This is a genomic window from Mesorhizobium sp. WSM4819 (assembly GCF_055811215.1).
This window is the reverse complement of the sequence record NZ_JBVVQO010000055.1, coordinates 1-23,484: the sequence shown is the minus strand read 5'-3', so window position 1 is coordinate 23,484 and position 23,484 is coordinate 1. Positions and strand designations below refer to the sequence as shown.

Sequence of the window (23,484 nt, the reverse complement as noted above, 5' to 3'; positions counted from 1 at the left end):
ATCGGGGCTCGAAGTGATTGAGCTTTCACCTTACCGATACTCGAAGATCGACCTGAAAATTCCGGGCGCGATCACCGACAGCGGATTGACGTCCAGTTTGGGCTTGTTGGCATTGCCCCTAAGCCGGTAGGTCACGCCGATCAGGCCGCGATCGCGGCCATTGCCGAGCAGCGCGCCGAACAGCGGCAGTTCGCCAAAGATGCGGTTGATGCCGTAGACCGGCATGAAGGTGCCGGTCATGTCCATGTTGTTGTTCTTGTCATAGAGCGTGCCCTGGAAGGTGGTGCCGATGCGCGGGCCGCGCAGCACGCCATTGGCCAACTTCAGATAGCCGGCGCCCTTTTCGATCTCGGAAAAGCCGCGCTCGAACTTCACTCTCGACGTGTCGATATTGGCTTTGACGGCTTCGTTGAGGCTGCGGCTGTCACCGGCCGGCGTCGTCGATACGAGCGAGGCGAGTTTCGGCTCGTTGACCACGAAGAAATCATGCGAGTCGACCTGGCCCTTCATCGGCCCATCGCTTGCCCCGGCGAGCGCCAGGGTGATCGAGCCGCCCTCCATATGCTCGTAGATGTTGAGGAACCGCAGGATGGCGCCGGCGTCGGCCGACCGCACGTTGAGGGCGCGCTTGCCGGCGCCGGTCGTATTGCTGATGCTGATGGCAGCACCCGAACTTGCCGTGGCGCTCACCTTGAGCCCATTCACCCTTGAGCCGGCGGCGCTGTAGTCGAGCTTCAGGTTCGACAGCGTCTCGTTGTGGAAGCCGGTCAGCGAATTGACGTCGGCGCTGACCGAAATCGCGTCGGAACCCGTGGCCTTGGTGGCGGTGTCGACATCCGACGTGAATTGCTTGATCAGCGAGCGCGCGTCCAGCGCGCTGCCGCTGATGTCGATCGCGTAGCCCTTGCCCGATCGCTTCACCGAAACGGCAACGCTGTCTCCCCGGTTCAGCTTGACGTTGCTGAACCGCGCCGAGGACAGGGCGCCTTTGACCAGCACCACGCCGCCATCGATCGAAAAAGTCTTTCCATTCAGGTCGAAGTCGGACAGCGTCGTGGTGTCGCCGGATTTGGCCATGGCAAATGTGACATTGGCTGGAATGCCGGGGCCCTTGCTCCAGCCTGCCCAGGGAATGTCCAGCCTGGCATTGGTCAGGTCCGCCGAGACAGTCTGGTTGCCCGTGCCGCTCTTGTCGATCTCAACCTTGACGGTTCCAGAAAGCAGCTCCGACAGGCCAGCCATGGCGGCGGCACGTATCTTGTCGTCGAGCGTCAGCGCCACTTTTCGGCTGCGTGGCGGTCCGCCATCCCTGAGCGGTTCGATCAGGTCGAGTTCGGCTGGAATGCCATTGAGCAGCGCCTTGGCTGATATCACCGCCTTCTCGGGTTCGACCGTGATCGAACCGTCCGCGTCCGTCACCGTCTGGTCTTCGAACGGCTTGCCCAGCGACAGGTCCTTGTAATCGAGCGTCACCAGCCAATCGAGTTTCGAGCTGTCGACGCCGCGCTGCAGCGGAATGTCCGCCTTGACGTGGCCGGTCACCGTGCCGGACAGGTCTTCCGGCAGCAGGCCGACACGGCGCATGCCGTTGATAGGCTCGTAGGAGGCGAGCTCGGCGATCGCGGACGCCTCCCCGGCAACATCGATGTCGAGCGCGCCGATCACCGGCGGGCGGTTCGCCGCCTTGACCGTCATCGTGCCGTTGCTTGCCGCGACCGTGCGGCCGCTGGCCATATAGACGTTGCCCGAGGACAAGGCGATGTCGACGTCATTGCCGTGGAATTCGACGACGCCGACGGCATCGCGTATCGGCGGGATGTGACCGGCCGTATCGAAGCGCGATCCTTCGACCTGGAAACGGCCGAATACCTCATCTGATGAAAGCGGGATGCCGTTGCCAAGGCGCCCGGGCACGACCTGGAACTGCAGGCTGGCGTCGACGACACGGCCGCCGAACAGGTTTTTCAGCACCCACAGGCGAGCGTTTCGCGCCGCAAACCAGGGCCACAACTGCTTGACATGCGAGACCGGCATGTCGTGGACGTTGAAGGCTACAGATATGCCCGGCACCTTTCCCTTGGGGAATTCGACCGAAGCCGTGCCCAGCGCCTCGCTGTCGGACCCGGACCGGATCCCGATTTGCCCGGCCACCAGCTTGCGGCTGCGGGTCTGGTAGACGCCGGCCACCCGGGCGATGAAATCGAGCGCAGGTTCGGAGGATTCCGAAGGCGCCAGTGTCGAGCCGTCGCTGGTCAGGTCGTAGCGATAGGACGGCTCCTCGCCTGCTGTTCCGGTCGCCGGCTTCGGCCCGATCGAACCGGCGAACTCGAATGTCGAGCGACCGGTCCTCACTTGCAGCCGGTCCACCTGGACCTTGTTGGCGCCGGCGACAAGCGTCGCAGCGAGATCGACGTCGGCTGGAAGCGAGCCACGCGTGCCAAGATCGAGCACGGCACCGGCGAACGACAGCGAGGCCGTCAGCCGCGACGCGTTGTCGCCGGATCCTTCCGATCCCGCCAGCTTCAAGGCAATCGCGCCAAGCGTCCCGCCCGGCGCTGTCGCGGTCTGGTCAAGCTGCGCTATCTCGACGCTGGCATCCAACGCCGTCACGCGCCGCGTCGTCGCATCACGGCTGGCTGAGGCGGCGATTGTGAGTGTCCTGCCGTCGACAGCCGCATCGGATGAAAACTCCAAGCCGCCCGGCCCCGACTGCGCAACGGTAGCATCCGCGATCCTGACCAGTTTGACCAACCCGGCCTCGGGCGGAACGAGGTCGACATTGCGCAGCTCGATCCGGCGCATCTGCTCCTCGCGCACCGCATCGAGCGCGTGACCGATGCTGGCAAAGACCGTGCCGGCCAGCCTTTCCGGATCGATGAGGCCGTCGTCATTGCGCAGTGCCGCCGTCCAGTCGCCACCCGACGGCAGCGCCGCCATCACGATGCGCGCGTCGGAAATCCTGGCGCTGGTAAGCCGCACCTCGCCCGAAAGCAGCGGTATCAGCCTTACGCCGAACCGGACACGCCCGGCATCGGCCATCGGCTTGCCGTCGGCGGTCTTGAGGCTGACGTCGCTGACCTGCAGCGCAATGAAGCTCGATCCGTCGAGCGTGAGACGGGCCGGCCCGACCGCAACGTCGACGTCGACCCCGGCCAATTTCTCGATGGCCGTTTCCGCTTCGGCCCGCAGCCGCTCGGTGCCGAAGCCGGACGTGCCGATCGCATAGACAGCGGCGGTGGCCAGCAGCACAAGCGCCAAAAGGCCGGCAAACAGCCGCGCAAGAATACCAACGCCGCGGCCCTGGCCGAGCGGCGGTATGCGGCACGCGGACGGGAAGGCCCCCAGGTCGGTGATTTCATCACGCCTGAATCTGATCTTCTCGTGCTGCGGCTGCTCCTGATCCACACAATTTTCCGTTGAACGAACTCGACCGTGGACGAATCCCGCTGCGACAATATATCGATGAGGCCTCGCGCGTAACCACAAACAAGGGCACCGATATGGCTGATCTCGACGTCGGCGACGTTGCGCCGCAGTTCGACCTTCCCCGCGACGGCGGCGGATCGCTCAGCCTCGCGTCATTGCGGGGAAAGCCGGTCGTGCTTTACTTCTATCCGCAGGACGACACCACCGGCTGCACCAATGAGGCGATCGGCTTTTCGCAGTTGAAGCCGGAATTCGAAAAGCTCGGCGCTGTCGTGATCGGCCTGTCGCCGGACAGTGTCCGAAAACACGACAAATTCAAGTCGAAATACGATCTGACCGTCGACCTCGTCGCCGACGAGGAGCGCAAGGTGATCGAAGCCTATCATCTGTGGGTTGAGAAGCAGCTCTATGGCCGCCGCTATATGGGCGTCGAGCGCGCAACGTTCCTGATCGGCAGCGACGGACGGATCGCCCGGATCTGGCGAAATGTTCGCGTCAAAGGCCATGCCGAGGCGGTGCTGGAGGCCGTGCGCGCGCTTTGACGTCGATTTCTGGGACATCAGTTTCGGCTGTGGCCTGAACCCCGTCTGAAGCACGCCTAAGCAATCCGGCTTGCAACCCATGGGCTGCAAGCTGGGCGCCAGCAACCGACCGTTAACCTTAATGATGTGTAATCAGGCTTGTCGTTGGTGTCGTAACGAAAGCTTGGTCCTGTGAACGTAGCCAGTCAGTCAACGGTCTTTGGCAGGCGCAATGAGCCCCACACGGTCATTATCGCCCGGGGCAACGAGATCAGGCATTTCACCATACGGCCATGGCTTGCCGCATTTTGCGGCTCGGCGCTGGCGGCGATGGCGATAGGCTATCTGCTGGCGACCTCCTATCTCGTGCTGCGCGACGACCTAATCGGCGCGACCACGGCACGGCAGGCGCGCATGCAGCAGGCCTATGAGGACCGCATCTCGGCACTGCGCGCCCAGGTCGACCGGATCACCAGCCGTCAGCTGCTCGACCAGCAGCTCATGGAAACCAAAGTTGGCGAGTTGCTGGAACGACAGACCCAGCTCAGCCTGCGCCACGGCCGCATCGGCCCGCTCCTCGAACGCGCCGAGAGCGACGTCGGAACGCCGCCCGCCGCAGGCACGGCTGCGTCCGCAAAGCCGGATAAACGCGCCGAGGTGACCGACGCCCCGCTACAGGCCTATGCGGTTGCCAGCCTCGGCGCCAACCTTGGCGCTGGCGACACCAGGCCGTTCTCGCTGTGGTCGACCCGCTCCGATCCGCTGCCGAGCGACACGGCGGCCGATCGTGCCGACAGGCTGTTCGTGTCGATCAACGCCGCGCTTAAGGCCATAGAGAGCCAGCAGCTCACCCGCATCGCCACGCTTGCCGACAACGCCTACAAAAACGCCGATGCGATTTCTCAGGCGCTCGAGGCGGCTGGCCTGCCGGTCGACGGCGATTTCGGCAAGAGCGATGCCGGCGGTCCGCTGATACCACTCGACAGTTCGATGACGTTCGACAGCAAGGTAAGGGAACTCGACGAGGCGCTGGACGCGCTTGACCGGCTGAAGACGGAGGCGCGACGGCTGCCGCTCGCCAACCCCGCGCCCGGTCGCTCGGTCACCAGCCCGTTCGGCGTGCGCACCGATCCGCTGCTCGGCACCGCCGCGCTGCATTCGGGGATGGATTTCAGGGCGCCGACCGGGATGCCTGCCAAGGTCACGGCGCCCGGCGTTGTCGTCAAGGCCGGCTGGAACGGCGGCTACGGCCGCATGGTCGAGGTCGACCATGGCAATGGCTTTGCGACGCGCTATGGGCATCTCAGCAAAATCGACGTGGCCGTCGGCAAGCGGCTCAACGCCGGCGACGTCATCGGCAAGACCGGCAGCAGCGGCCGCTCGACCGGCCCGCATCTGCATTACGAAATCCGCCGCCATGGCGAGGCCATCGACCCGCTGCGCTTCCTGAGGGTCGGCAAGAAGGTCGCGCGGTATCTTTAGTGGCCGGCCTGTCGGCTGCGAGCGCTACGTCGGTGCAGGGCCTTTTTTGACGCTGGCGGGACAGCGCCCCCCTCTGTCCTGCCGGACATCTCCCCCACCAGGGGGGAGATCGGCAGCTCTGCCGACGGCGCCTTTTTCTTCTGCATTGGAGATTGGCGAAACCCGACGTGACATCCAATCTCCCCCCAAGTGGGGGAGATGTCCGGCAGGACAGAGGGGGGGCGAAGGAATGCGACTTAGCCGGGATCGCGCGCGAAATTCTTTTTGAATTCCATTTGACTGAATAAATATTTGGTGCGAACCTCTTGTCTCCCAGGGATGCAAGACATGGCACTGCGGGGGACCAATCAGGAGTTTGGGCGGCCTTACAACAGGCGCATCGTCCTCGAATCCATCCGCCTTCACGGTCCGATCGCCCGCGGCGACATTGCCGAGCGGGTCGGGCTCACCGTTCAAACGGTCTCGACCATCGTTCGCGAGTTGGAAGAACACGGCTACGTCCTGTCGATGCGCGAAGAGCCGCGGGGGCGCGGGCTGCCTCCGGCGACCCTGCGGATCAACCCGGAGGGCGGCTATGCCGTCGGCATCCACGTCACTCCGCTGGGCATCAATGCGGCGCTGATCAATTTGAGCGGAGACGTGATCGAGAGCGCCACCCGCGAGGCCCCCAACGCGACGCCCGACCATGCCTTCGATCTGATCGGCGCGATGGTGCTTGAATTGACCGGACTGCGGCCGGGCGGTCGCGTTCTCGGCATCGGCATGGCGCTGCCCGGCCCTTTCGGCGTTGAGTCGATGAGCTTTGTCGGCCCGACGACGATGACCGGCTGGAAGGACGTGGCGCTTCGGGAACGGTTGGAGGCCTCGACCGGGCTGCCCGCGTTTTTTGAGACCGATATGGCGGCCGCGGCAATGGGCGAGCGCCTGTACGGCCTCGGGACGGGATATTCCGAATACTACTATCTCTATTTCGGTGTCGGTCTCGGCGGCGTCATGGTCCATGACGGAAGCGCGTTGCGCGGGGCCTGGGGAAACGCCGGCGAGATCGGACACATCCCTGTCGTGCCGGGTGGCGAGCCGTGCCCCTGCGGCAATCGCGGCTGCCTCGAACGATACCTCTCGCTCGAGGCGCTGCGGCGCCGGAACATCAGCGACGCCGATTGGGTTGATGAAGTCGGGCCGATCTTCTGCAACGCCATCACCATCGTCGAGAACCTGTTCGATCCCGAGACCATCATCCTCGGCGGACTGGCGTCCACCGATCTGCTTGAACGGCTGGCCGGTTCGGTTGCCAGGCTTGCCAACTCGATCTCGGCGCGAAACGACCGCACGGCGCCGCGTGTCACCGTCGCACGCGGCGGCCAGCATGCTGTGCTGCGCGGGGCCGCCGCACTTGCCGTCTCAGGCGTGCTTTCGCCGCGCTTCGGCCAGATATTCACCGCCGAGCGCGAACGTGGGCGAGATATACTGCAGGGCAAGGGGATCGCGGCATGAGCGGAGCTCAGCCGGGCATGAGCGGAGCTCAGCCGGGCATGAGCGAACCCCTGCTGGTGCTCGACAACGTCACCAAGAATTTTGGCGCGATTGAAGCGCTCAAGGGCATCAGCTTCTCGATCGGCAAGGGCGAGGTGGTGGCGCTTCTGGGCGACAATGGCGCCGGCAAATCGACGCTGGTCAAGATCATCGCCGGCGGCCTGGAGCCGACCTCCGGCCGCATGCTGTTCGAGGGCAAGGAATTCCTCGCCAAATCTCCCGCCGAGGCCAAGGCGGCTGGGATCGAGACCGTCTACCAGGACCTGTCGCTTTGCACCAATGTCGACGTGGTGGCCAATTTCTTCATGGGCCGCGAGATCACCAGGAAATTTCTTGGCCTTCCCGTGCTTGACGAACCCGCCATGGAGCAGGTGGTCGAAACGGCTTTGGCCAGCGCCGGCACCCGCATCCCTTCACTCAGAACCAATGTCGAGCATCTCTCGGGCGGCCAGCGGCAGGCCATCGAGCTCAACCGATTCGTGCATTTTGGCGGCAAGCTCGTGCTTCTCGACGAGCCGTTCGCAGCACTCGGCGTCGAGCAGACGCGGCGTGGCCTCGACATGATCCGCCAGGTGGCGAGGCAAGGCATCGGCGTCGTCATCATCACCCATATCATGCAGCAGGCCTTCCAGGTCGCCGACCGGATCGTCGTGATCCGGCAAGGCGTCGTGGCCGGCGATGTCGCGCGCAACAAGACAAGTCCCGACGCGGTGATCGACATGATCACCGGAGAGACGCTCGCCGGTGCCGGACCGGCAGGCTGAGGGACAAATGAGGGGTCCGGCGCAAGAGGAGCGAACGACATGAAGAAAATACTTCTTTCCGTCTTCGGTATCCTGGCACTGGCCTTTGCCACGCTCACGCCGGCATTCGCCCAGTCCAAGGGCACCGTCTACTACCTGGTGCCGACATTGCTCGATGAATTCCAGACCGGCTCGGTGAGCGCTCTGGAGATGTTCCTGAAGCAGGTCGGCTACGAGATGAAGACGCTGAACGCCGACAACAAGACCGACGCTCAGCAATCGCAGATGAACGACGTCATTGCGCTCAAGCCGTCGGCGATCATTCTTGCCGCCGTCGATTTCAATGCGTTGAAGCCGTCGATCGAGGCCGCCCGCGCCGCCGGCATCCCGGTTGTCGAGTTCGATCGCCAGATCACCTCGACGCCATCCGATTTCACCTCGGTGGCGGGAACGGTCGAGATCGGCCAGATTGCCGCCGACCAGGCCGAAAAACTCTTGAAGGCGAAGCACGGATCGGTGAAAGGCAAGATCCTCCAGGTGCTCGGCGATCCTGGCGACCCCTACACGCTCGATATCCAGAAGGGTTTCGAGGAGAAGATGAAGGCGTTCCCAGACGTCAAGATCATCTCGGTGCCTGCCATGCAATGGGCGGCGGATGCAGCCGGAACCATCGTCAACGACCAGATGCTCGCCAACCCTGATATCGACCTGATCTTCAGCCACGCCGCGCATCTCTCGGTCGCTGCCGTCGCCTCGCTCGAGGCCGCCGGCAAGAAACCGGGCGACGTCATGCTGATGAGCTCGAACGGCGCGCCGGTCGGCCTCGACCTGATCCGCAAGGGCTGGCTCAACGTCGAAGTCGAGCAGCCGCTCTACGCTCAGGCCGCCGCCGTCGCCATGTTCATGGACAAGGTCGTCAACAAGCAGGAGATCAAGCCGGGCGAGTACGATGTGCTCGGCCTGAAGTCGGCCGTGACGATTGAAGCCTGGGGACCGAACATCAAGATCCCCGGCGCTGCGATCACCAAGGAAAACGTCGACAACCCGGCCTTCTGGGGCAACATGAAGCCGCCCTCGGGCACCGTGAAGCCGGTCGAGTAGCAAAGTCGCCCAGGGCTCCGGGCCGCGCTGGCCCGGAGCTCAGCCGGCACGTTCGAACGACGCGCAAGTCAAGCTGCAGAAGTTTTTCAGTCCGCGCGTGATCCCTAAAATCGAATTGGTTTCGGGGTCATGCGCCAGCCGGATCAGCATATGAATCCCCGCACGCGCCGCGCCCTCGAGTTCGTCCTCAACAACCTCGTCTGGTTCATGCTGGTCTTCGTGCTGGTGGTCTTCTCCACCTCCATTCCGAACTATTTCCAGCTCGGCATCTTCGCCAACATCATCGAGGCGTCGAGCGTGCTTGGCGTCATGTCGATCGGCCTGGCGCTGGTCATCATCACCGGTCACATGGACCTGTCGGTCGAATCCGTGGCGGCGCTCAGTGCCATGGCGGTCGGCATCCTGTTCTGCTCGGCGGGTATCGGCCTTGGCGTTCAATTGCACCCGGAATGGCTGATGGTTCCGGTTTCGCTGCTGATCGCCCTTGCTGTCGGCGGCATCATCGGCGCCGTCAACGGCTACCTGGTCGTCAAGGTGAAGATGAGTGCCTTCATCATCACGCTGGCGTCCTACATCTGGGTGCGCGGCCTCGTGCTGGTCATTTCCGGCGGCCGCTCGGCACAGGACCTTGCGCCGGCAATCCGCTGGTTCGGCATTCAGCGCCTGCTTGGCCTGCCGCTCACCGCCTGGATCGCGATTGCGTGTTTCGTGGTCTTCTCGCTGATCATGGCCAAGACCCCCTTCGGCAGGCACCTGGTCATGATCGGCGGCAACGAGACCGCAACCTTCCGCGCCGGCATTCGCGTCAACCGCAACCTCGTCATCGCCTTCGTTCTCGCCGGCGCCATCGCCGGCCTTGCCGGCTGGGTGCTGGCAATCCGCACCTCCGGCGCCACCGCCAATCTCGGCGTCGGGCTGCTGTTCAACGCCTTCGCCGCCGTCGTCATCGGCGGTGTCAGCCTCAAGGGCGGCGTCGGCACCCTGTCCGGCGTCTATGCCGGCGTGCTGTTGCTGTCGGCCATCAACACCGCAATCAACCTCATGGGCCTGCCGGCCAACTTCACCCAGGTGATCCACGGCCTGCTGGTGCTTGCCGCCGTGCTGCTCGACGCGTTCAAGCAAACCATCCGCCAAAGACTGGCATGAGAGGGGGGCTGGCATGACCGGGCGTCCAGGGATCGGAAGACTTTCGGACAAGGTCGCGCTGATCGTCGGCGGTGCCCGCGGCATCGGCAAGGGCATCGCACAGCGCTTTGCCGAAGAGGGCGCCAAGCTGGTGCTGGCCGATACCGAAGTCGAGGCCGGGCAAGCGGCCGCGGACGAAGTCGGCGCCGCCTTCATCCGCACCGACATCTCGCAGATGGCCGATGCCGAGGCCGCTGTTGCGCTGGCGCTCGACCATCACGGCCGTCTCGACATCATGGTCCAGAATGCCGGCATCTATCCCTGGCAATTGCTGGAAAACACCAGCCCGGAGGACTGGGACCGTGTCATGGCGGTCAATTTGCGCGGCAGCTTCAATGCCGCCCGTGCGGCGCTCGCTCCGATGAAGGCGCAGCACTTCGGCCGCATGCTGTTCACCTCCTCGATCACCGGCCCGCACGTCACCAGCCCCGGTCACGGCCACTATTCGGCGACCAAGGCCGGCATCAACGGCCTGATCCGTTCGGCCGCTCTCGAATTCTCGGGCTACGGCATCACCGTCAACGGCGTCGAGCCCGGCAACATCCTCACCGAAGCCATCCAGCTGCATCGCGGCGCCGCCTATATCAAGAACATGGAGGACTCCATCCCGCTCGGCCGCCTCGGCAGCCCGCGCGACGTGGCCAATGCCTTCCTGTTCCTGGCCTCGGACGACGCCAGCTACATCACCGGCACCACCATCATCGTCGATGGCGGGCAGCTGCTGCCCGAAGGCAAGGACTTCCGCCTGCTTCCGCCATGATCCGCGCCCGATAAACTCGATTCGCCGCCCAATACTTCAACATCGGTTTACCCGAAGCTGGTAACAGCAACGACGCTCGTTTTCATGATCAAGCAAAGGGTCTGCCTTGCCGCCGCGTTACAGCTCTCCTTTCGACCACCACCGGAGCGAGTGCAATTGTAGATTGCATAGCTGCGGGCAGTTGCCGTTCGCGGCGATGGCCAATGGGGAGCCGGGCCTTGCCATGGTCTGGAAACGCGGGGACTCCGGTGCCGGGAGCCGGGCTTGAGCGTCATTCGCGCCCTGGAAAGTGCCGATGTTCCGGCAGTCGCAGGCATGTTTCAACGCGTGCTGCGCAAGGAGCGGACCGAAGCGCCGGCCGCGCTCATCGACTATATGAGACGGTTTTATCTGGAGGCGCCCGGTTGCGGAGGCGATCTCCGCTCGCTTGTCCATGTCAACGACGCCGGCGACGTCTCCGGGTTCGTCGGCGTTCACGTGTTGCCGATGCAGTTCAACGGCCGGCAATTACGCGCCGCCATCTGCAGCTCGCTCATGGTCGAGGATCATGAGCGCGACCCGATGGCCGGCGCCCGCTTGTTGAAGGCTTATCTGGATGGCCCGCAGGTTATCTCGTTCAGCGAGACCGCCAATGATATTTCTGCAAAATTGTGGACCCGGCTGCGCGGCGTTGTCCTGCCGCAATACAGTCTCGACTGGGTGCGCGTGATGCGGCCGTCGAGCTTTGTGCTCAGCCTTTCCGCCAGTCGCATGAAATCTGTCCGAATGCTCAATCCGTTTGCGCATGCCCTCGACCGGTTTTTTTGCAGGCGAATGAAGTCCAGCGAACGACGCTGGTCCGGTGTGGCGGCGGACGGGGCAGGTCATGGCGCCTTTCGGACATCCCAAATCGACAGCGACGCATTTGCCAGGCTCGTCGAACCGTTGACCGCCCAGTTCGCCCTGCGCCCGAGTTGGGCGGAAGGCCAGCTGGATCATATGCTGACCGATGCGGCACAAAGGCCGGATCTGGGCGAGCTTGTCTACGTTTCCGTGGCATCGCCGGTCGGCACCAATGTCGGCGCATTCGCCTATCACGCGCGGGCCGGTGAAATCGGCCGCGTGCTGCAGATACTCGCCCTCCCCGGCCAGGCGGGTTCGGTGATCGACTGCCTGATCGATGATGCCGCCGTACGCGGCGTCAGCGGCCTGCGCGGACGCATTCAACCCGCACTTCTGGAAGCGATGCTAGGGCGACGCATAGCGTTCCTGACCGTTGCCTCGACCGTGGTGCATTCACGCGATCCAGAGCTTCTGGATGCCATGAAGAACTCGCAAGCTTTCCTGAACGGGCTTGCGGGCGAGCAGTGGAGCCGGCTGGGTCACTTCACCTGAAGCGCTTCGCGTGACCTGGATCGAGAAGCAGGTCAGGTATCGACTTCCTCGACCTCATCAACGAGTTGCGGGCGCAGGTGCAGGTAGCGCGTTGCCTTGCGTTTGGCGGCGATGTCGGCCCAGACGCGTTCCACCTGCGAGGCGTCCAGTCCTGCCGCCTGCCCCACCACTTCGGCCGCCACGCCGTTGTTGAGGCCGCAAAGGCAAAGATCCATGCGGTCATAGGGAAGCGAGAAGTAGAACTCCTCCTGCGTCTGCGCCAGCGAGTAGGTATCGGTGGTCGGCGGCCGATTGCGGATTTCCTCGGGGACGCCGAGATAGGCCGCGAGCGCATAGACCTGCGTTTTATAGAGGTGCGCGATCGGCTTGACGTCCGCCGCGCCGTCACCGTTCTTGACGAAGAAGCCCTGATCGTATTCCAGCCGGTTGGGCGTTCCGAGAACGGCGAAGTTCAGCCGGTCGGCATGAAAATATTCGATCTGCTTGCGGGTTCGCTGTTTCATGTTGGTGGCGGCGACGATGCCGAGATAGACCGGCAGCGGCATTCTCAGTTTGGTCTGCTTGCCCCCGGGGTCCTGCACCACCAGCGACGAGATATTGTAGCCCTCATGCTCGAGGGCGTTCGCAATCACGATCTTCGAGGCCCAGCCTTCGCCGTAGTCCGGGACCAGTTCGCAGATGAAGGCGTCGCGACGCTGATAGCAGCCCATGGCGCGCAAGGTCGGCCCGATATTCTCCACAATGGCCTCGACACCGAAAGTGCCGGCGACAAGGCGGCCGAGCCGCAGACTTTCCGGATCGGAATCGTTTTCCGGCATGAAGAGGCACAGTACATTCTGTGGCCCGACGGCGCGCGCCGCCAACGCGACCGAAACGCTGGAATCGATCCCGCCGGAAAGACCGAGCACGAGGCCACGCTTGCGAATACCGCGCAACTGCTGGCGCAAGGCGGTCACGATCCTGTCCGTTTCGGCGCCGGGGTCGATCGCCAGGGCCTGCGCCAGAATGGTCGGCGCGTCATCGCCGGGGCGAACGCTCATTGCGCGGCCTCCATCATCTCCGACGCAAGCCGGCGGCTGACCTTGCCCGTGTCCGTCATCGGCAATTCCAGGCGGAATTCTATGATTTTGGGCACCATGAAATCCTCGAGATGACGGGCGCAGTGGCGCATGACATCCTTTTCGCTGAGCTTCGGGTCCGAGCGTATGACGAGCGCGCCGATCGCATGCCCGAGCAGCGGATCCGGCACACCGACGACAACGGCCTCGGCAATGCCCGGATGGCCGTGAAGCACGGCTTCCACTTCCTTCGGCGCCACCTTCTCTCCCCGCGTCTTTATGATGTCGTCCTTGCGGCCGACGAAATAGAGAAAGCCGTCCTCATCGGTCCTGAACAGGTCACCGGTGTAGAGAACCTTCTCCCAACGGTTCGGGCCCGGTCGCAGCGCTCGTTCGGTCGCAGCTTCGTTGCGCCAATAACCCTGCATGACGTGCGGTCCGCGAATGACCAGCTCACCCGCCACACCTGGTGGCACGCGTTGCCCGTTGTCATCGACGACAAACACTTCGGTGTTCGGAATGGCTATGCCGACTGATCCCGGCCGGCGGTCGAGTTCCTCGGGCGGCAGATAGGTGCAGCGCTTGCATTCGGTCTGGCCATACATCGAATACAGCCTGACACCGGGGAAAAGGCAGCGCAGGCGTTCGATATGGGCCGGAGGCAAGGCCGCCGCCGTGTTGGAAATATAGCGAACGCTGGGCAGGAAGCCCGGCTCCAGGTCACGCATCTGCAGGATCATCGCTGCCATCGTCGGCACCAGCGGAAGACCGGTGACGCCCTCCTCGCGGATACGCTCAAAGATCGCCTGAGGAAAGGCGAAGGACTTTTCGAGCACGAGCGTGGCGCCGAGCCTGACGGCCATCAGCAACTGATAAAGGCCATAGTCGAAGGCGAGCGGAAGCACATTCAGAATGATGTCGTCGGATGTGTTGCGCAGATAGGTGGTGATGGAGTCCGAGGCCGCGTCGCAATTGCGGTGCGTCATCATCACGCCCTTGGGCCGGCCGGTCGAGCCCGACGTGTAGATCAACATCGCAAGATCGACGTCGATGCCACGGTGGTCAATCTCCCCGGCTTCGAGCGTCAGGCAGTCGGCCAGCGATGTGGCCCCCACCGGGCATTGACCATCGGCGCCGACGGTCGAAGCCACGAAGATGCCGGTGTTGCCGCCGCAGGCTTCAGTGACCACGGGCATCAGTTTTGCCTGGGTGAGGATCGCCGCAGCGTCGCAATCGGCAAGGATGTAGGCAAGCTTGTCGGCCTTGGTCGATGGATTGACCGGGATGAAGGTCGCCCCTGCCTTGAGCACGGCGAAAATCGAAACCGCGATCTCCCAGCAATTGTCCATGAAAACGACGACCCGGTCGTTGCGGCTGACGCCGTTCGCGAAAAGCGCAGCGGCAAGGCGGCTCGAGAGATCGTCCAGTTCTTCGTAGCTCAGCCTTTTATGGCTGGTGATCAATGCCGTCTTGGCAGGTTGGGCAGCGGCATTCGCGGCCAGAAAATGTTCGATCCGCACGGAACGCTCCTCGCCGATCGGGCCTAGACTGCCGGCGCTTTCGCCTTGATGAAGGACGAAATACGCTCAATCGAATCCAGGTTGGCCGGCACGATGTCGGTATCGACCATCGCAATACCGAAGGTATCCTCGATGAACGCCACGAGTTCGACCACGGCGGTCGAGTCGATGATGTCGTTCTCGATCAGCGAGGCTGTATCTGCAAGTTCGTAAGACGTGTCGCCGAACAAGAAATTGTCGACGATGAAGGCTCTGACCTTGTCCTTGATTGTTATCATCATCTTTTCCCTTCCCTGGATTCCTCAAGCTGCTCTTGCTGCACTGGCTTCTTTGCCGGTGAAATTCTTCTGCCACAGCTGCGTCGACAGGATGCCGACGAAGGCAGCGTTGTCGCGGAATCCCGACGCTGGCTGCGTGCGGCATTTCTCATGAAGGCTGGCCACGGCCTTGGCGTTGAACAGTCCGCCGGCAGCGATGTTCGCTTCACTTAAGCAATCACGCACATAGTCCAGTTCCCCGGCTCCAACGAAGGAGCGGGCTTCCGGCGCCCGGTAGGGCTGCTTGGCACGCTCCCGGATCGCGCCGGGAAGCAGATGCCCCGCCACTTTGCGCAATATGTGCTTTTCGACCAATCCCTTCAGCTTCATTTCAGGCGGAAGTCTTGCGGCAAATTCCACAAGGCGATGGTCGAGGTAGGGAAACCGCCCTTCGATACCATGCGCCATGGCCATCCGATCGCCTTGGCTGGACAGGATGTAACCCGGCAGCAGGAAGCGGCTTTCGAGATATTGCGCCTGATGCAGCGGGTGCCACAGGGGAAAAGCCTGGGGCAACCGGCTGACCAGTTCCTCGGCTGCATCATAGCCCTTCAACGTCGCGCGCAGGTCACCGGAAAAGAAAATTTTTGCCGCCGCCGTGGTCTTGAAGCGCGGCCGATGCGAGAACAGCGGATCGTCGAGCGCAGCGTTGCCGGCGCCGAAGAACGCCGCCAAATACTCCACGGACTGCTGCTGCAGACCCGGCAGATAGGGATAAAGCTTGCGGAACAGCTGTGGCCTGATGCGCGATGCCGGCTGCCGTGCGCAGTACCGACGCACACGCGCTTCCCTAAAAATGTCGTAGCCGGCAAAAACCTCGTCGGCGCCCTCGCCGGTCAGCACCACTTTCAGGCCAGCCTCGCGAACGAGGCCGGACAACTGGTAGAGCGGGGCTGGGGCGGTGCGGATGATCGGCCGCTCGGCAAAGCGGACGACTTCGGGGAAGACGCCGGCGATATCGCCGGCCTGGCAGGCAATGGTTCGGTGCCGGGAGCTAATTGCTGACGCCATCTCGATCTGGAAAGCGCTTTCGTCGTGTTCGGCGCTGTCGAACGTCACCGAAAATGTCTGCAGCTGGAGCGGTGTCATGCCGGCGGCAAGGGCCGAAACCAGGGATGAATCGAGCCCGCCCGAAAGATAAGAACCGACCGGCACGTCGGCACGCATGCGAAGCCTCACCGCATCGCTCAACAGCGCCTGCAGTTCCTCGGCCGCATCGTCCTCGTTGGTGAGCTTCGAGGGCGCGTCCCGATGCGGATAGTCGAGGTGCCAATAGCGCTTGATCGTGACTTGCCCCGGTGTCGCGATCATCACGCTTGCCGGCTCCAGCTCGTGGATATTGCGGAAAGCCGTGCGGGGAGCGATCGGCGCCCACAGCGTAAAGATCTGGTCGAGTGCGATCGGATCGATTTCGGCCGAGACGCCGGGAACCTTCAGGAGCGCCTTGATCTCCGACGCGAAGTACAGCACGCCGTCCCTGTTCGTGTAGAACAGCGGCCGGACACCCATCCGGTCTCGGGCAAGCACCATGCGCCGACGCCTGTTATCCCAAATCGCGAAGGCGAAATCGCCGTTCAGGAGCGACAGGCAGTCTTCGCCCATCTCGTCATACAGGTGCAGGATGACCTCGGTGTCGCTTGACGTGCGGAAGCGCCGGCCCTTGGCGATCAGCCCTTCGCGCAATTCCAGGTAGTTGAAAATCTCGCCGTTGAACGCAATCGTCAAATTGCCTGACGCGTCGGACATCGGCTGCTGGCCATCGCCGATGCCGATCACCGACAGCCGCGCATGGCCGAGCCCGGCGTCGGCTGTCATAAATTTCCCTTGCTCATCCGGCCCACGATGGGCGATCGCAGCTGTCATCCGCGCAAGCAAAGCTTCCGCATCCCGGATCGAACCGAAATAGCCCCCGAATCCGCACATTGCTACGACTCATATATCGATGAGGTCCGGAACTTAAGCTCGATAGCTGGCTCAAGCGTTAACCGGATAATTTCGGCTGACACATGGTTAACAACAATTAAAAGACAAGGTACTTTTTTGTTCTATTATCTCTTCCCGGATAGAGAAGTATATTTCAACGCGAAACGCAATTTTTTGTTCGAGCAACGGCGGCGCGCGACAGCGTTGCCCCGCATGACCGACTTGCGCAGCGACTCCAGTCCTCATTGGAGGTAGCTGATAGCACAGTACAGGCCGATGACTGGAGAGCAGGTGTGAGGCAGGATCAGCCCAATGCGGCCCTCGCGATCAGTCTGGCCAAAGCTCCCGCTTGCGTTCTTCAAAGCCGAGCACGCGTTTGCTATCGGTCCACCGCGCGACCTCGCCCTCCATTCCATCCGGGTCCTTGAAGGTCACAAGACGGACAGCGCCGAAATCTGTAATGGTCCCATCCGAAGCGCCGGCCTTCACCAGACGTCGCCTGACTTCCTGCAAGCACTCTTCATCGTGTACCTTCAGCGCAAGATGATCTATGTGACCTCTCTTGCCCATCTGCATCGACCCATCTTCATACCCCGTTGGTTCCGGCATTTGGAACGGATGAAGGGCAAAGCCACCTCCAACGTCGATAAGTGAGTGACGAAGAGTGCCGCCACCGGGACCGGGCTCGGACAGATCGAATTTCGTTTCCGCGTCGAAGATTTCTTCATAAAAGCGAATGAAACGGTCCATGTCGTGTGTGAACAGCGTCAGATGGTGCGCACCAACGGTTACAGGCATGCCGAACCTCCCTTGCCGATAAGATGACGAGCATACCATCTCGCGTTGAACCGGGCGACCTGGAGCCGCGGTACATCACTGAACGCGAAGGGGCCGATTCGGTCCGCAAAGCGGCTGTTCGATACGGGTTTCGTGGCGGCTGCTGAACCGGAAAACCTCAAACCCTTGAGAAAACATGGTGGGCGATGACGGGCTCGAACCGCCGACATCTTCGGTGTAAACGAAGCGCTCTACCAACTGAGCTAATCGCCCGCTCCGGGGCGGACCTTTAAGCAGTTAGGACGGGGTTCGCAAGGCCAAATGAGCGCACGACGGCCTCGCCGCTGGTCGTTTTCGGCGGCAAAATCCGGCTCGTCAAAAAACCTTCTGCTGTTTGCTGTTATGCTGTCGCGCTCCGCTTGACACCCGGTGGCTTACGCCTTATCCACCGCCCCAACGACGAACACGGCTGACCGTGCTCGTCTTGCGCGGGTGTAGCTCAGTTGGTTAGAGTGCCGGCCTGTCACGCCGGAGGTCGCGGGTTCGAGCCCCGTCACTCGCGCCATTTTCAATCACTTAGCTGATTGGAAATGTAAAAAACTCTGAATGCCGGACCGGCAATTCAGATATTCGGGTCGACCTTGGCGCCCGATAAATTTCAGCGCTTGGCCTGATTTTCAGAAACCTGTTCGATCTGGCTCATCACCGCTTGCGGATCGACGTTCTGAGCTAGCTGAGGCGGTTTCATCATCTGCCGGCGTTGGTACCTTCAAACGCTCCGTCAGGGCGGTTTCGATCAGTCGCGTGGTCTCATGCTCGTTGAGCAGGCCGATCTGCAGATCCAGCTCGGCGCGGTGCTCGCTCAACACTCCGCGAGCTGATGCTTGCACGTTCGCCGACCAAGCTCGGGCGCGGTTTCCGTGCAGAATTCCGGCCCCCGTGCTTCGCTGATCGGGGTCGCCTATTTTTGCCGCGGGTCTTCCAGGCCGATGCCAATCTGACGGAAACGGCCCGCCCGACGTTCGATGACGGCTTCGGCGAGCGAGCGGGCGGCGTTGCGAACTTCTTCCTGGATTGTCTCATCGGCGTCGAGTTCATCATGGCTTGTAGCGTACGGCTTCCAGTAACCGATGTAGCGGTCGAGCTCGGCGCTGGGGCCGGCCGGCGACAACTTCATGAAGCGCAGCCAGTCGGCGATGGAATGCCGCACATTCTCCGCACCTTCGACATCGCCGTGCACGATCACAGAAAACAGCCTGCCTGCCAGATGACGCGGATAGTCCCACCCGGCCAGTTCTACCTGCTTTGCCTTTGCCGCATCCTTGCCTTGTGTCAGCGAGGGGTCTGGATTGCCACCGTCAGCGCAGACAAGCCTGTCCATCATCAGTTTGACAGGCGAGGAAACCTGATACCAATTCACCGGCGAGATGATCATGATCCCATGGGCGGCGACCCACATCGGGTAGATTTCGTTCATCCAGTCCTGAACTTGCCCAAGCGAATGGTTGGGATAGCAGGAACAGGGCCAATGGCAGAGCGGAGCGGCCGTCGAAAAGCACGCCTTGCACGGATGGATGTTCCTCCCGTATTCGGAAGCAAGCCGCGACAGATCGAGAATTTCGACTGCAAGTTTCGTTTCCTTGTCGATGGTCTCACGGGCGATTTCGGCGAGCCGGAAACTCTTCGACATCTCGCCGGGACAGGTGTGCTCGCTGCGCGACGACCCGTTGATGATCAACAGACGCGGCGGCACCGTTAGATCCTCGTACCGACGCTGCGCCTGCAGCACGGCTTCGTGCGCCGCAATCCAATCGACGGACAGATCGTAGTCGGGGTCGCTGAACGCAGGTCCGGCTTTCCTCGTGATCGGGCTCTTGCGGGAATCCGCATAAGCCTGCCAGGCGATCGAAGCGATTTGCTCAATCGACTGGGCGAGCGGTTCGAACGCCGGGTCGACGAATTGCTGCTTGTACCTTGCCTTGAAGGCTTTCTCACTCAGTCTGGGACTAGCCATGCCCTTGCGAGGCGCCGGGGTTTTCCCGGCAAACTTGCCAACGAGACCAGCCATTTCCGAATTCCTTTCCCGAATTTCGTCCAGGAACGCGCAAGTCTTTGCAGTGGTCTATTCACCCGTTCCGTCGGCACCTCCGTGGAAGAAGGATCGGATTTCCTCCCTGTCGATGCTGTCATCGCCGTCCTCATCGACGGCGCTGAATATCCGCTCGACAAACTCCTGAACCTCGGTTTGAGAAAGCGCACCATCGCCGTCGGCGTCGACTATCGCGAACATCATTCGCATCCGCGCACCATGCATCATCCCGCGTCCCATATGGCGGCCGTCAGCCCTTCGGAAATCGCGATGCCAACGGTCGTCACCTCGCCGCTCTGCTCGCGGGCGGCGATGCTCCTGCATTCTCTCCTCCAGCATCTCAGTCATCATCTCACGCATCGTTTGGCGCATGGAGTCTTCGGTTGGCCCGCCTGGCGACGGCTGTGAACCTTGATCCTGCGCAGGTGCGGCGGGCGCAGGTGAGCTCGTCTGGGATAGCGCCGGCGAAGCCAGCATGGCCAAAGCCGCGGCAATTGCTGTGGTCTTGTTTGCTGATGTCATCGTATTCTCCTTGGAGAATGGTGGACCGAACGTGTCGGCACCCAAGCCAAACCCGCTGCTCCCCCGCATGGTTCCTGGCGATTTGGCAGACGATCGCTGCATCTTTGGTCCCGACGAGCGACGCAATCCTTCGCGCTGCCGCAAATGAACGCTGTCATTAGAGACTCGACACAATGATTTTGGCAGATCGGCGATCGGCAGCGAATGTCAATAAATTCCCGTCAGTGGCGAATCGCAAACGTTGGAGCTTAGCCGAAACACCCCTCCACTTCGTCATCCCAGGGCAAGCAAGGAGCGAAGCGACGCGCGCAGACCCTGGGATCCATGCCGTTACCTCAGCCGAGGAATGCAGCGGACCCAGGATAAATGCTGATCTGTAGTGATCCTTCGCGCCCCCCTCTGTCCTGCCGGACATCTCCCCCACTTGGGGGGAGATTGGCAGCTTCGCTGACGGCGCCTGTTCATCAACGTTGGACATTGGCGAAAGCCGCAATGACGGCCGATCTCCCCACTTGTGGGGGAGATGTCCGGCAGGACAGAGGGGGGCGCCTCGCTCCGCGATCAAAGGTTCTGCACCGCAGCAGCGCTCCGAGGTAACGGCATGGATCCCAGGGGTCTCCGCGACCTCGCTTCGCTCCTGCTCCGCCCTGGGATGACGAAGGTGTGGTGGCCTGCGGCTAATCGCAGACGTTGGAGATTGCGCTGCTGGACCGTCGACAATCCCTTTCAGGCTCGGTCGAAGAACCAAGTCCTCTGTGCAGAGGAACTAGGTTCCTTAATTACAAAAAGTTTCGACGTCGGTTCCTGAGAGTTATCAACTTTTTGTACTCGGTGCGTCACAAGCTGGCCATATGCGTTTGAGCATTGGATTTTCCCAGGCCCGGTCCCCACTTTCGGGTCCGATGCTCTAACGGAGAAGAAGCCTTGGATGCCCTGAAATCGCTCATCGAATCGCGCCGCTTCGACCTCGCGATCATGGTCCTGATCCTGATCAACGCCGTCACGCTCGGCCTCGAAACCTCGCCCGACGCGATTGCGGCCCTTGGCCCGCTTCTAACGGCCATCGACCGCGCGATCCTCGGCGTCTTCGTGCTCGAACTCGCGATCCGGCTGGTCGTCTACAGGACGCATTTCTTCCGCGATCCATGGCGCATATTCGACCTCTTCGTCGTCGGTTTCGCGCTGATCCCCACGACAGGCTCGCTCTCGGTGCTGCGGGCGCTGCGCATCCTGCGGGTGCTGCGCCTGATCAGCATCGTTCCGTCGCTGCGCCGTGTCGTCACCGGCTTCATCACCGCCTTGCCCGGCATGGGCTCGATCATGCTGCTGCTCGGGCTGGTGTTCTACGTCTTCGCGGTGATGGCGACGAAGCTCTACGGCTCGTCCTTTCCCGAACTGTTCGGCGGCATACCAGAATCGCTGTTCACGCTTTTCCAGGTCATGACCCTCGAGGGCTGGTCGGACGGCGTGGTGCGCCCGGTCATGGAGGTCTATCCGGCGGCCTGGCTGTTCTTCATCCCATTCATCATCGCGACCTCGTTCACCGTGCTCAATCTATTCATCGGCGTGATCGTTTCGGCGATGGAGGCCGAGCATGAAGCCGTGGAATCGGCCGACAGGGCGACGCTGCACAGCGATCAGGCCATGATCCTGGCGGAATTACAGGCGCTGCGGGCGGAGGTCCGCGAATTGTCCGGCGTTCGCGGCTAGATCGCCTCCGCGCGCATTGCAAAAGATTCCTGTCCGTTCGGCGGCTTGTGATGAGCCGTGAAAGAGCCCGCCGCTTCATTTGCGAAGCGGCGGGTCCCCAATACCCCCTCGATTGCCAGGTCAAGATTGCCCCCCGGCTTCGCTGACCGTGCAAATTGCGGCGCCAGACCCAGTGACCCATTACGGGACACCTACGCCAAAGACGCAAGATGGGTTTGGCGATTGATATTAACTGTGGCTAATATGTCACCGTGGTCGGAACGGACTAAGTCGAGAGCGCCGGTGCGGCTGCGCGCTCACCCCTTGGCGAGCAACCCTCTTGCAGCGTCGGCACCGACGGCCCGGCCGCGTCAAATCACCGAAATGCCGCGCAGGCGAAGCGGACCGCCTGCAGCGGTTCCACCTGCGGATTTATTCACCCGTTTCGTCGGCACCCCCGTGGAAGAAGGATCGGATATCCTCCCTGTCGACGCTGTCATCGCCGTCCTCGTCGACGGCGTTGAATATCCGCTCGACAAAATCCTGAACCTCGATTTGAGAAAGCGCACCATCGCCGTCGGCGTCGACTATGGCGAACATCATTCGCATCCGTGCGCCATGCATCATCCCGCCTCCCATTCGGCGTCCGTCATGCCGTCGGAAATCGCGATGCCAACGATCGCCACCTCGCCGCTCTGCTCGGGGGCGGCGATGCTCCGGCATTCTCTCCTCCAGCATCTCAGTCATCATCTCACGCATCGTTTGGTGCATGGACTCTTCGGTTGGCCCGCCTGGCGATGGCTGTGAACCTTGCGCAGGTGCGGCGGGCGCAGGTGGGCTCGTCTGGGATAGCGCCGGCGAGGCCAGCATAGCCAACGCCGCGGCAACCGCTGTGGTTTTGCTTGCTGATGTCATCGTATTCTCCTTCGGAGAGACCGAACATGTCGTCCAAGCCAAACCCGCTGCTCCCGACATGTTTCCTGGCGCGTTGGTGGATGATCGCTGGATCTTGGTCCCGACGAGCGAAAACCCACGCAGTCGTCGCGGCGCCGGGGATTTGGTCCTCGGACTGAGCCTGAAAGCAACCGTGGGGAGGGTTAGGATGGGGTCCTTCTTCGCAAGACACCAAATGGGATTGCCCTGACCTCAAGTGGAAGCGCTATCGCAGGTGGAAGCCGAGGCTTTCGCTCTACGATGTACCCCCACCCCTAGCCCCTCCCCACAAGGGGGAGGGAAACTTCCGTTGGCGTTTACGTCGGCAAATTGCCTGCCATTGGTGCAAAGGGGAAGTAAGGGCGCGCGCGGCAGCGTTCCCTCCCCTTGTGGGGAGGGTTAGGGTGGGGTCCTTCTTCGCAAGACTCCAAATGCGATTGCCTGCCTCAAGGGGGATAGTGTCCTGAAGGTTCTGCAAAAAGCTCTGGAGAGAGAGAGCAGCCCTTACTCTGAGGCGAGGGGCGGCCATGG

General features: G+C 62.2%; 19 protein-coding genes and 2 tRNA genes. 11 read left to right on the top strand and 10 right to left on the bottom strand.

The features are described from left to right. Positions 1-30: 30 nt before the first annotated feature. Complete coding sequence (locus tag AC0L18_RS30550) at positions 31-3,405, bottom strand: hypothetical protein (protein ID WP_473495469.1); 3,375 nt, start codon at positions 3,403-3,405, stop codon at positions 31-33. A gap of 95 nt (positions 3,406-3,500) precedes the next feature. Between AC0L18_RS30550 and AC0L18_RS30545 the strand changes: the two genes are divergently transcribed. The 8 genes from AC0L18_RS30545 to AC0L18_RS30510 all read left to right on the top strand — a co-directional run bounded on the left by AC0L18_RS30545 (position 3,501) and on the right by AC0L18_RS30510 (position 12,125). Next, the gene (locus AC0L18_RS30545; protein ID WP_091591837.1) at positions 3,501-3,968 is read left to right on the top strand and encodes a peroxiredoxin; all 468 of its coding nucleotides are present in this window, start codon (positions 3,501-3,503) and stop codon (positions 3,966-3,968) included. A 171-nt stretch (positions 3,969-4,139) separates the two neighbouring features. Further along, a complete protein-coding gene (locus AC0L18_RS30540) occupies positions 4,140-5,429 on the top strand; it encodes a M23 family metallopeptidase (protein WP_473495468.1) in 1,290 nt (429 codons plus the stop codon). A 327-nt stretch (positions 5,430-5,756) separates the two neighbouring features. Next, the gene (locus tag AC0L18_RS30535; RefSeq protein ID WP_473495467.1) at positions 5,757-6,923 is read left to right on the top strand and encodes an ROK family transcriptional regulator; all 1,167 of its coding nucleotides are present in this window, start codon (positions 5,757-5,759) and stop codon (positions 6,921-6,923) included. A gap of 38 nt (positions 6,924-6,961) precedes the next feature. Next, a complete protein-coding gene (locus tag AC0L18_RS30530) occupies positions 6,962-7,726 on the top strand; it encodes an ATP-binding cassette domain-containing protein (RefSeq protein WP_287221057.1) in 765 nt (254 codons plus the stop codon). A gap of 39 nt (positions 7,727-7,765) precedes the next feature. Continuing rightward, positions 7,766-8,806 carry a sugar ABC transporter substrate-binding protein gene (locus AC0L18_RS30525; protein ID WP_023798316.1) on the top strand — a complete coding sequence of 347 codons (1,041 nt, stop codon included), beginning with the start codon at positions 7,766-7,768 and terminating at the stop codon, positions 8,804-8,806. 150 nt (positions 8,807-8,956) lie between these two features. Next, on the top strand, positions 8,957-9,952 hold the full coding sequence (locus tag AC0L18_RS30520) for an ABC transporter permease (RefSeq protein WP_473495466.1): 996 nt from the start codon (positions 8,957-8,959) through the stop codon (positions 9,950-9,952). A 13-nt stretch (positions 9,953-9,965) separates the two neighbouring features. Further along, the gene (locus AC0L18_RS30515) at positions 9,966-10,751 is read left to right on the top strand and encodes an SDR family NAD(P)-dependent oxidoreductase (RefSeq protein WP_473495465.1); all 786 of its coding nucleotides are present in this window, start codon (positions 9,966-9,968) and stop codon (positions 10,749-10,751) included. Positions 10,752-11,015: 264 nt separating this feature from the next. Then, on the top strand, positions 11,016-12,125 hold the full coding sequence (locus AC0L18_RS30510) for a hypothetical protein (protein WP_473495464.1): 1,110 nt from the start codon (positions 11,016-11,018) through the stop codon (positions 12,123-12,125). A 32-nt stretch (positions 12,126-12,157) separates the two neighbouring features. On the opposite strand, the gene nadE is transcribed toward AC0L18_RS30510, so the two are convergent. From nadE to AC0L18_RS30480, 6 genes are all read right to left on the bottom strand, one after another. Next, on the bottom strand, positions 12,158-13,165 hold the full coding sequence (nadE, locus tag AC0L18_RS30505; protein WP_473495463.1) for an NAD(+) synthase: 1,008 nt from the start codon (positions 13,163-13,165) through the stop codon (positions 12,158-12,160). Continuing rightward, positions 13,162-14,703, bottom strand: a complete 1,542-nt coding sequence (locus AC0L18_RS30500) for a class I adenylate-forming enzyme family protein (protein ID WP_473495462.1) — start codon at positions 14,701-14,703, stop codon at positions 13,162-13,164. Before AC0L18_RS30500 ends, nadE begins: the two co-directional genes overlap by 4 nt. 23 nt (positions 14,704-14,726) lie before the next feature. Next, a complete protein-coding gene (locus AC0L18_RS30495; protein WP_128246668.1) occupies positions 14,727-14,984 on the bottom strand; it encodes an acyl carrier protein in 258 nt (85 codons plus the stop codon). 21 nt (positions 14,985-15,005) lie between these two features. Then, positions 15,006-16,943 carry an asparagine synthase (glutamine-hydrolyzing) gene (gene asnB, locus AC0L18_RS30490; protein ID WP_473495461.1) on the bottom strand — a complete coding sequence of 646 codons (1,938 nt, stop codon included), beginning with the start codon at positions 16,941-16,943 and terminating at the stop codon, positions 15,006-15,008. A 327-nt stretch (positions 16,944-17,270) separates the two neighbouring features. Continuing rightward, on the bottom strand, positions 17,271-17,741 hold the full coding sequence (locus AC0L18_RS30485) for a VOC family protein (RefSeq protein WP_287193759.1): 471 nt from the start codon (positions 17,739-17,741) through the stop codon (positions 17,271-17,273). A gap of 176 nt (positions 17,742-17,917) precedes the next feature. Further along, positions 17,918-17,993 (bottom strand) — tRNA-Val (locus AC0L18_RS30480). Between the two features lie 215 nt (positions 17,994-18,208). Between AC0L18_RS30480 and AC0L18_RS30475 the strand changes: the two genes are divergently transcribed. Continuing rightward, a tRNA-Asp gene (locus AC0L18_RS30475) sits at positions 18,209-18,285 on the top strand. 112 nt (positions 18,286-18,397) lie between these two features. On the opposite strand, the gene AC0L18_RS30470 is transcribed toward AC0L18_RS30475, so the two are convergent. The 3 genes from AC0L18_RS30470 to AC0L18_RS30460 form a co-directional block, all read right to left on the bottom strand. After that, a complete protein-coding gene (locus tag AC0L18_RS30470; RefSeq protein ID WP_287137954.1) occupies positions 18,398-18,586 on the bottom strand; it encodes a DUF1003 domain-containing protein in 189 nt (62 codons plus the stop codon). Positions 18,587-18,681: 95 nt separating this feature from the next. Beyond that, positions 18,682-19,788 carry a flavodoxin family protein gene (locus AC0L18_RS30465; protein ID WP_473495460.1) on the bottom strand — a complete coding sequence of 369 codons (1,107 nt, stop codon included), beginning with the start codon at positions 19,786-19,788 and terminating at the stop codon, positions 18,682-18,684. Positions 19,789-19,842: 54 nt separating this feature from the next. Continuing rightward, entirely contained in the window at positions 19,843-20,331 is a 489-nt protein-coding gene (locus AC0L18_RS30460) for an EF-hand domain-containing protein (RefSeq protein ID WP_473495459.1), read from the bottom strand. 924 nt (positions 20,332-21,255) lie between these two features. Here AC0L18_RS30460 and AC0L18_RS30455 point away from each other — a divergent pair. Both AC0L18_RS30455 and AC0L18_RS30450 read left to right on the top strand, forming a co-directional pair. Continuing rightward, positions 21,256-22,041, top strand: coding sequence for an ion transporter (locus AC0L18_RS30455; RefSeq protein WP_473495458.1), 786 nt, complete (start codon positions 21,256-21,258; stop codon positions 22,039-22,041). 282 nt (positions 22,042-22,323) lie between these two features. Beyond that, entirely contained in the window at positions 22,324-22,827 is a 504-nt protein-coding gene (locus AC0L18_RS30450; protein WP_473495457.1) for a hypothetical protein, read from the top strand. Positions 22,828-23,484: the final 657 nt, after the last annotated feature.

Excerpts from the sequence above, each read along its gene's own strand:
- AC0L18_RS30535 (WP_473495467.1), top strand. The coding sequence starts at position 5,757 with ATGGCACTGCGGGGGACCAATCAGGAGTTTGGGCGGCCTTACAACAGG.
- AC0L18_RS30485 (WP_287193759.1), bottom strand. The coding sequence starts at position 17,741 with ATGCCTGTAACCGTTGGTGCGCACCATCTGACGCTGTTCACACACGAC.
- AC0L18_RS30525 (WP_023798316.1), top strand. The coding sequence starts at position 7,766 with ATGAAGAAAATACTTCTTTCCGTCTTCGGTATCCTGGCACTGGCCTTT.
- AC0L18_RS30460 (WP_473495459.1), bottom strand. The coding sequence starts at position 20,331 with ATGACATCAGCAAACAAGACCACAGCAATTGCCGCGGCTTTGGCCATG.
- asnB (WP_473495461.1), bottom strand. The coding sequence starts at position 16,943 with ATGTGCGGATTCGGGGGCTATTTCGGTTCGATCCGGGATGCGGAAGCT.
- AC0L18_RS30495 (WP_128246668.1), bottom strand. The coding sequence starts at position 14,984 with ATGATGATAACAATCAAGGACAAGGTCAGAGCCTTCATCGTCGACAAT.
- AC0L18_RS30545 (WP_091591837.1), top strand. The coding sequence starts at position 3,501 with ATGGCTGATCTCGACGTCGGCGACGTTGCGCCGCAGTTCGACCTTCCC.
- nadE (WP_473495463.1), bottom strand. The coding sequence starts at position 13,165 with ATGAGCGTTCGCCCCGGCGATGACGCGCCGACCATTCTGGCGCAGGCC.
- AC0L18_RS30530 (WP_287221057.1), top strand. The coding sequence starts at position 6,962 with ATGAGCGAACCCCTGCTGGTGCTCGACAACGTCACCAAGAATTTTGGC.
- AC0L18_RS30520 (WP_473495466.1), top strand. The coding sequence starts at position 8,957 with ATGAATCCCCGCACGCGCCGCGCCCTCGAGTTCGTCCTCAACAACCTC.
- AC0L18_RS30515 (WP_473495465.1), top strand. The coding sequence starts at position 9,966 with ATGACCGGGCGTCCAGGGATCGGAAGACTTTCGGACAAGGTCGCGCTG.
- AC0L18_RS30465 (WP_473495460.1), bottom strand. The coding sequence starts at position 19,788 with ATGGCTGGTCTCGTTGGCAAGTTTGCCGGGAAAACCCCGGCGCCTCGC.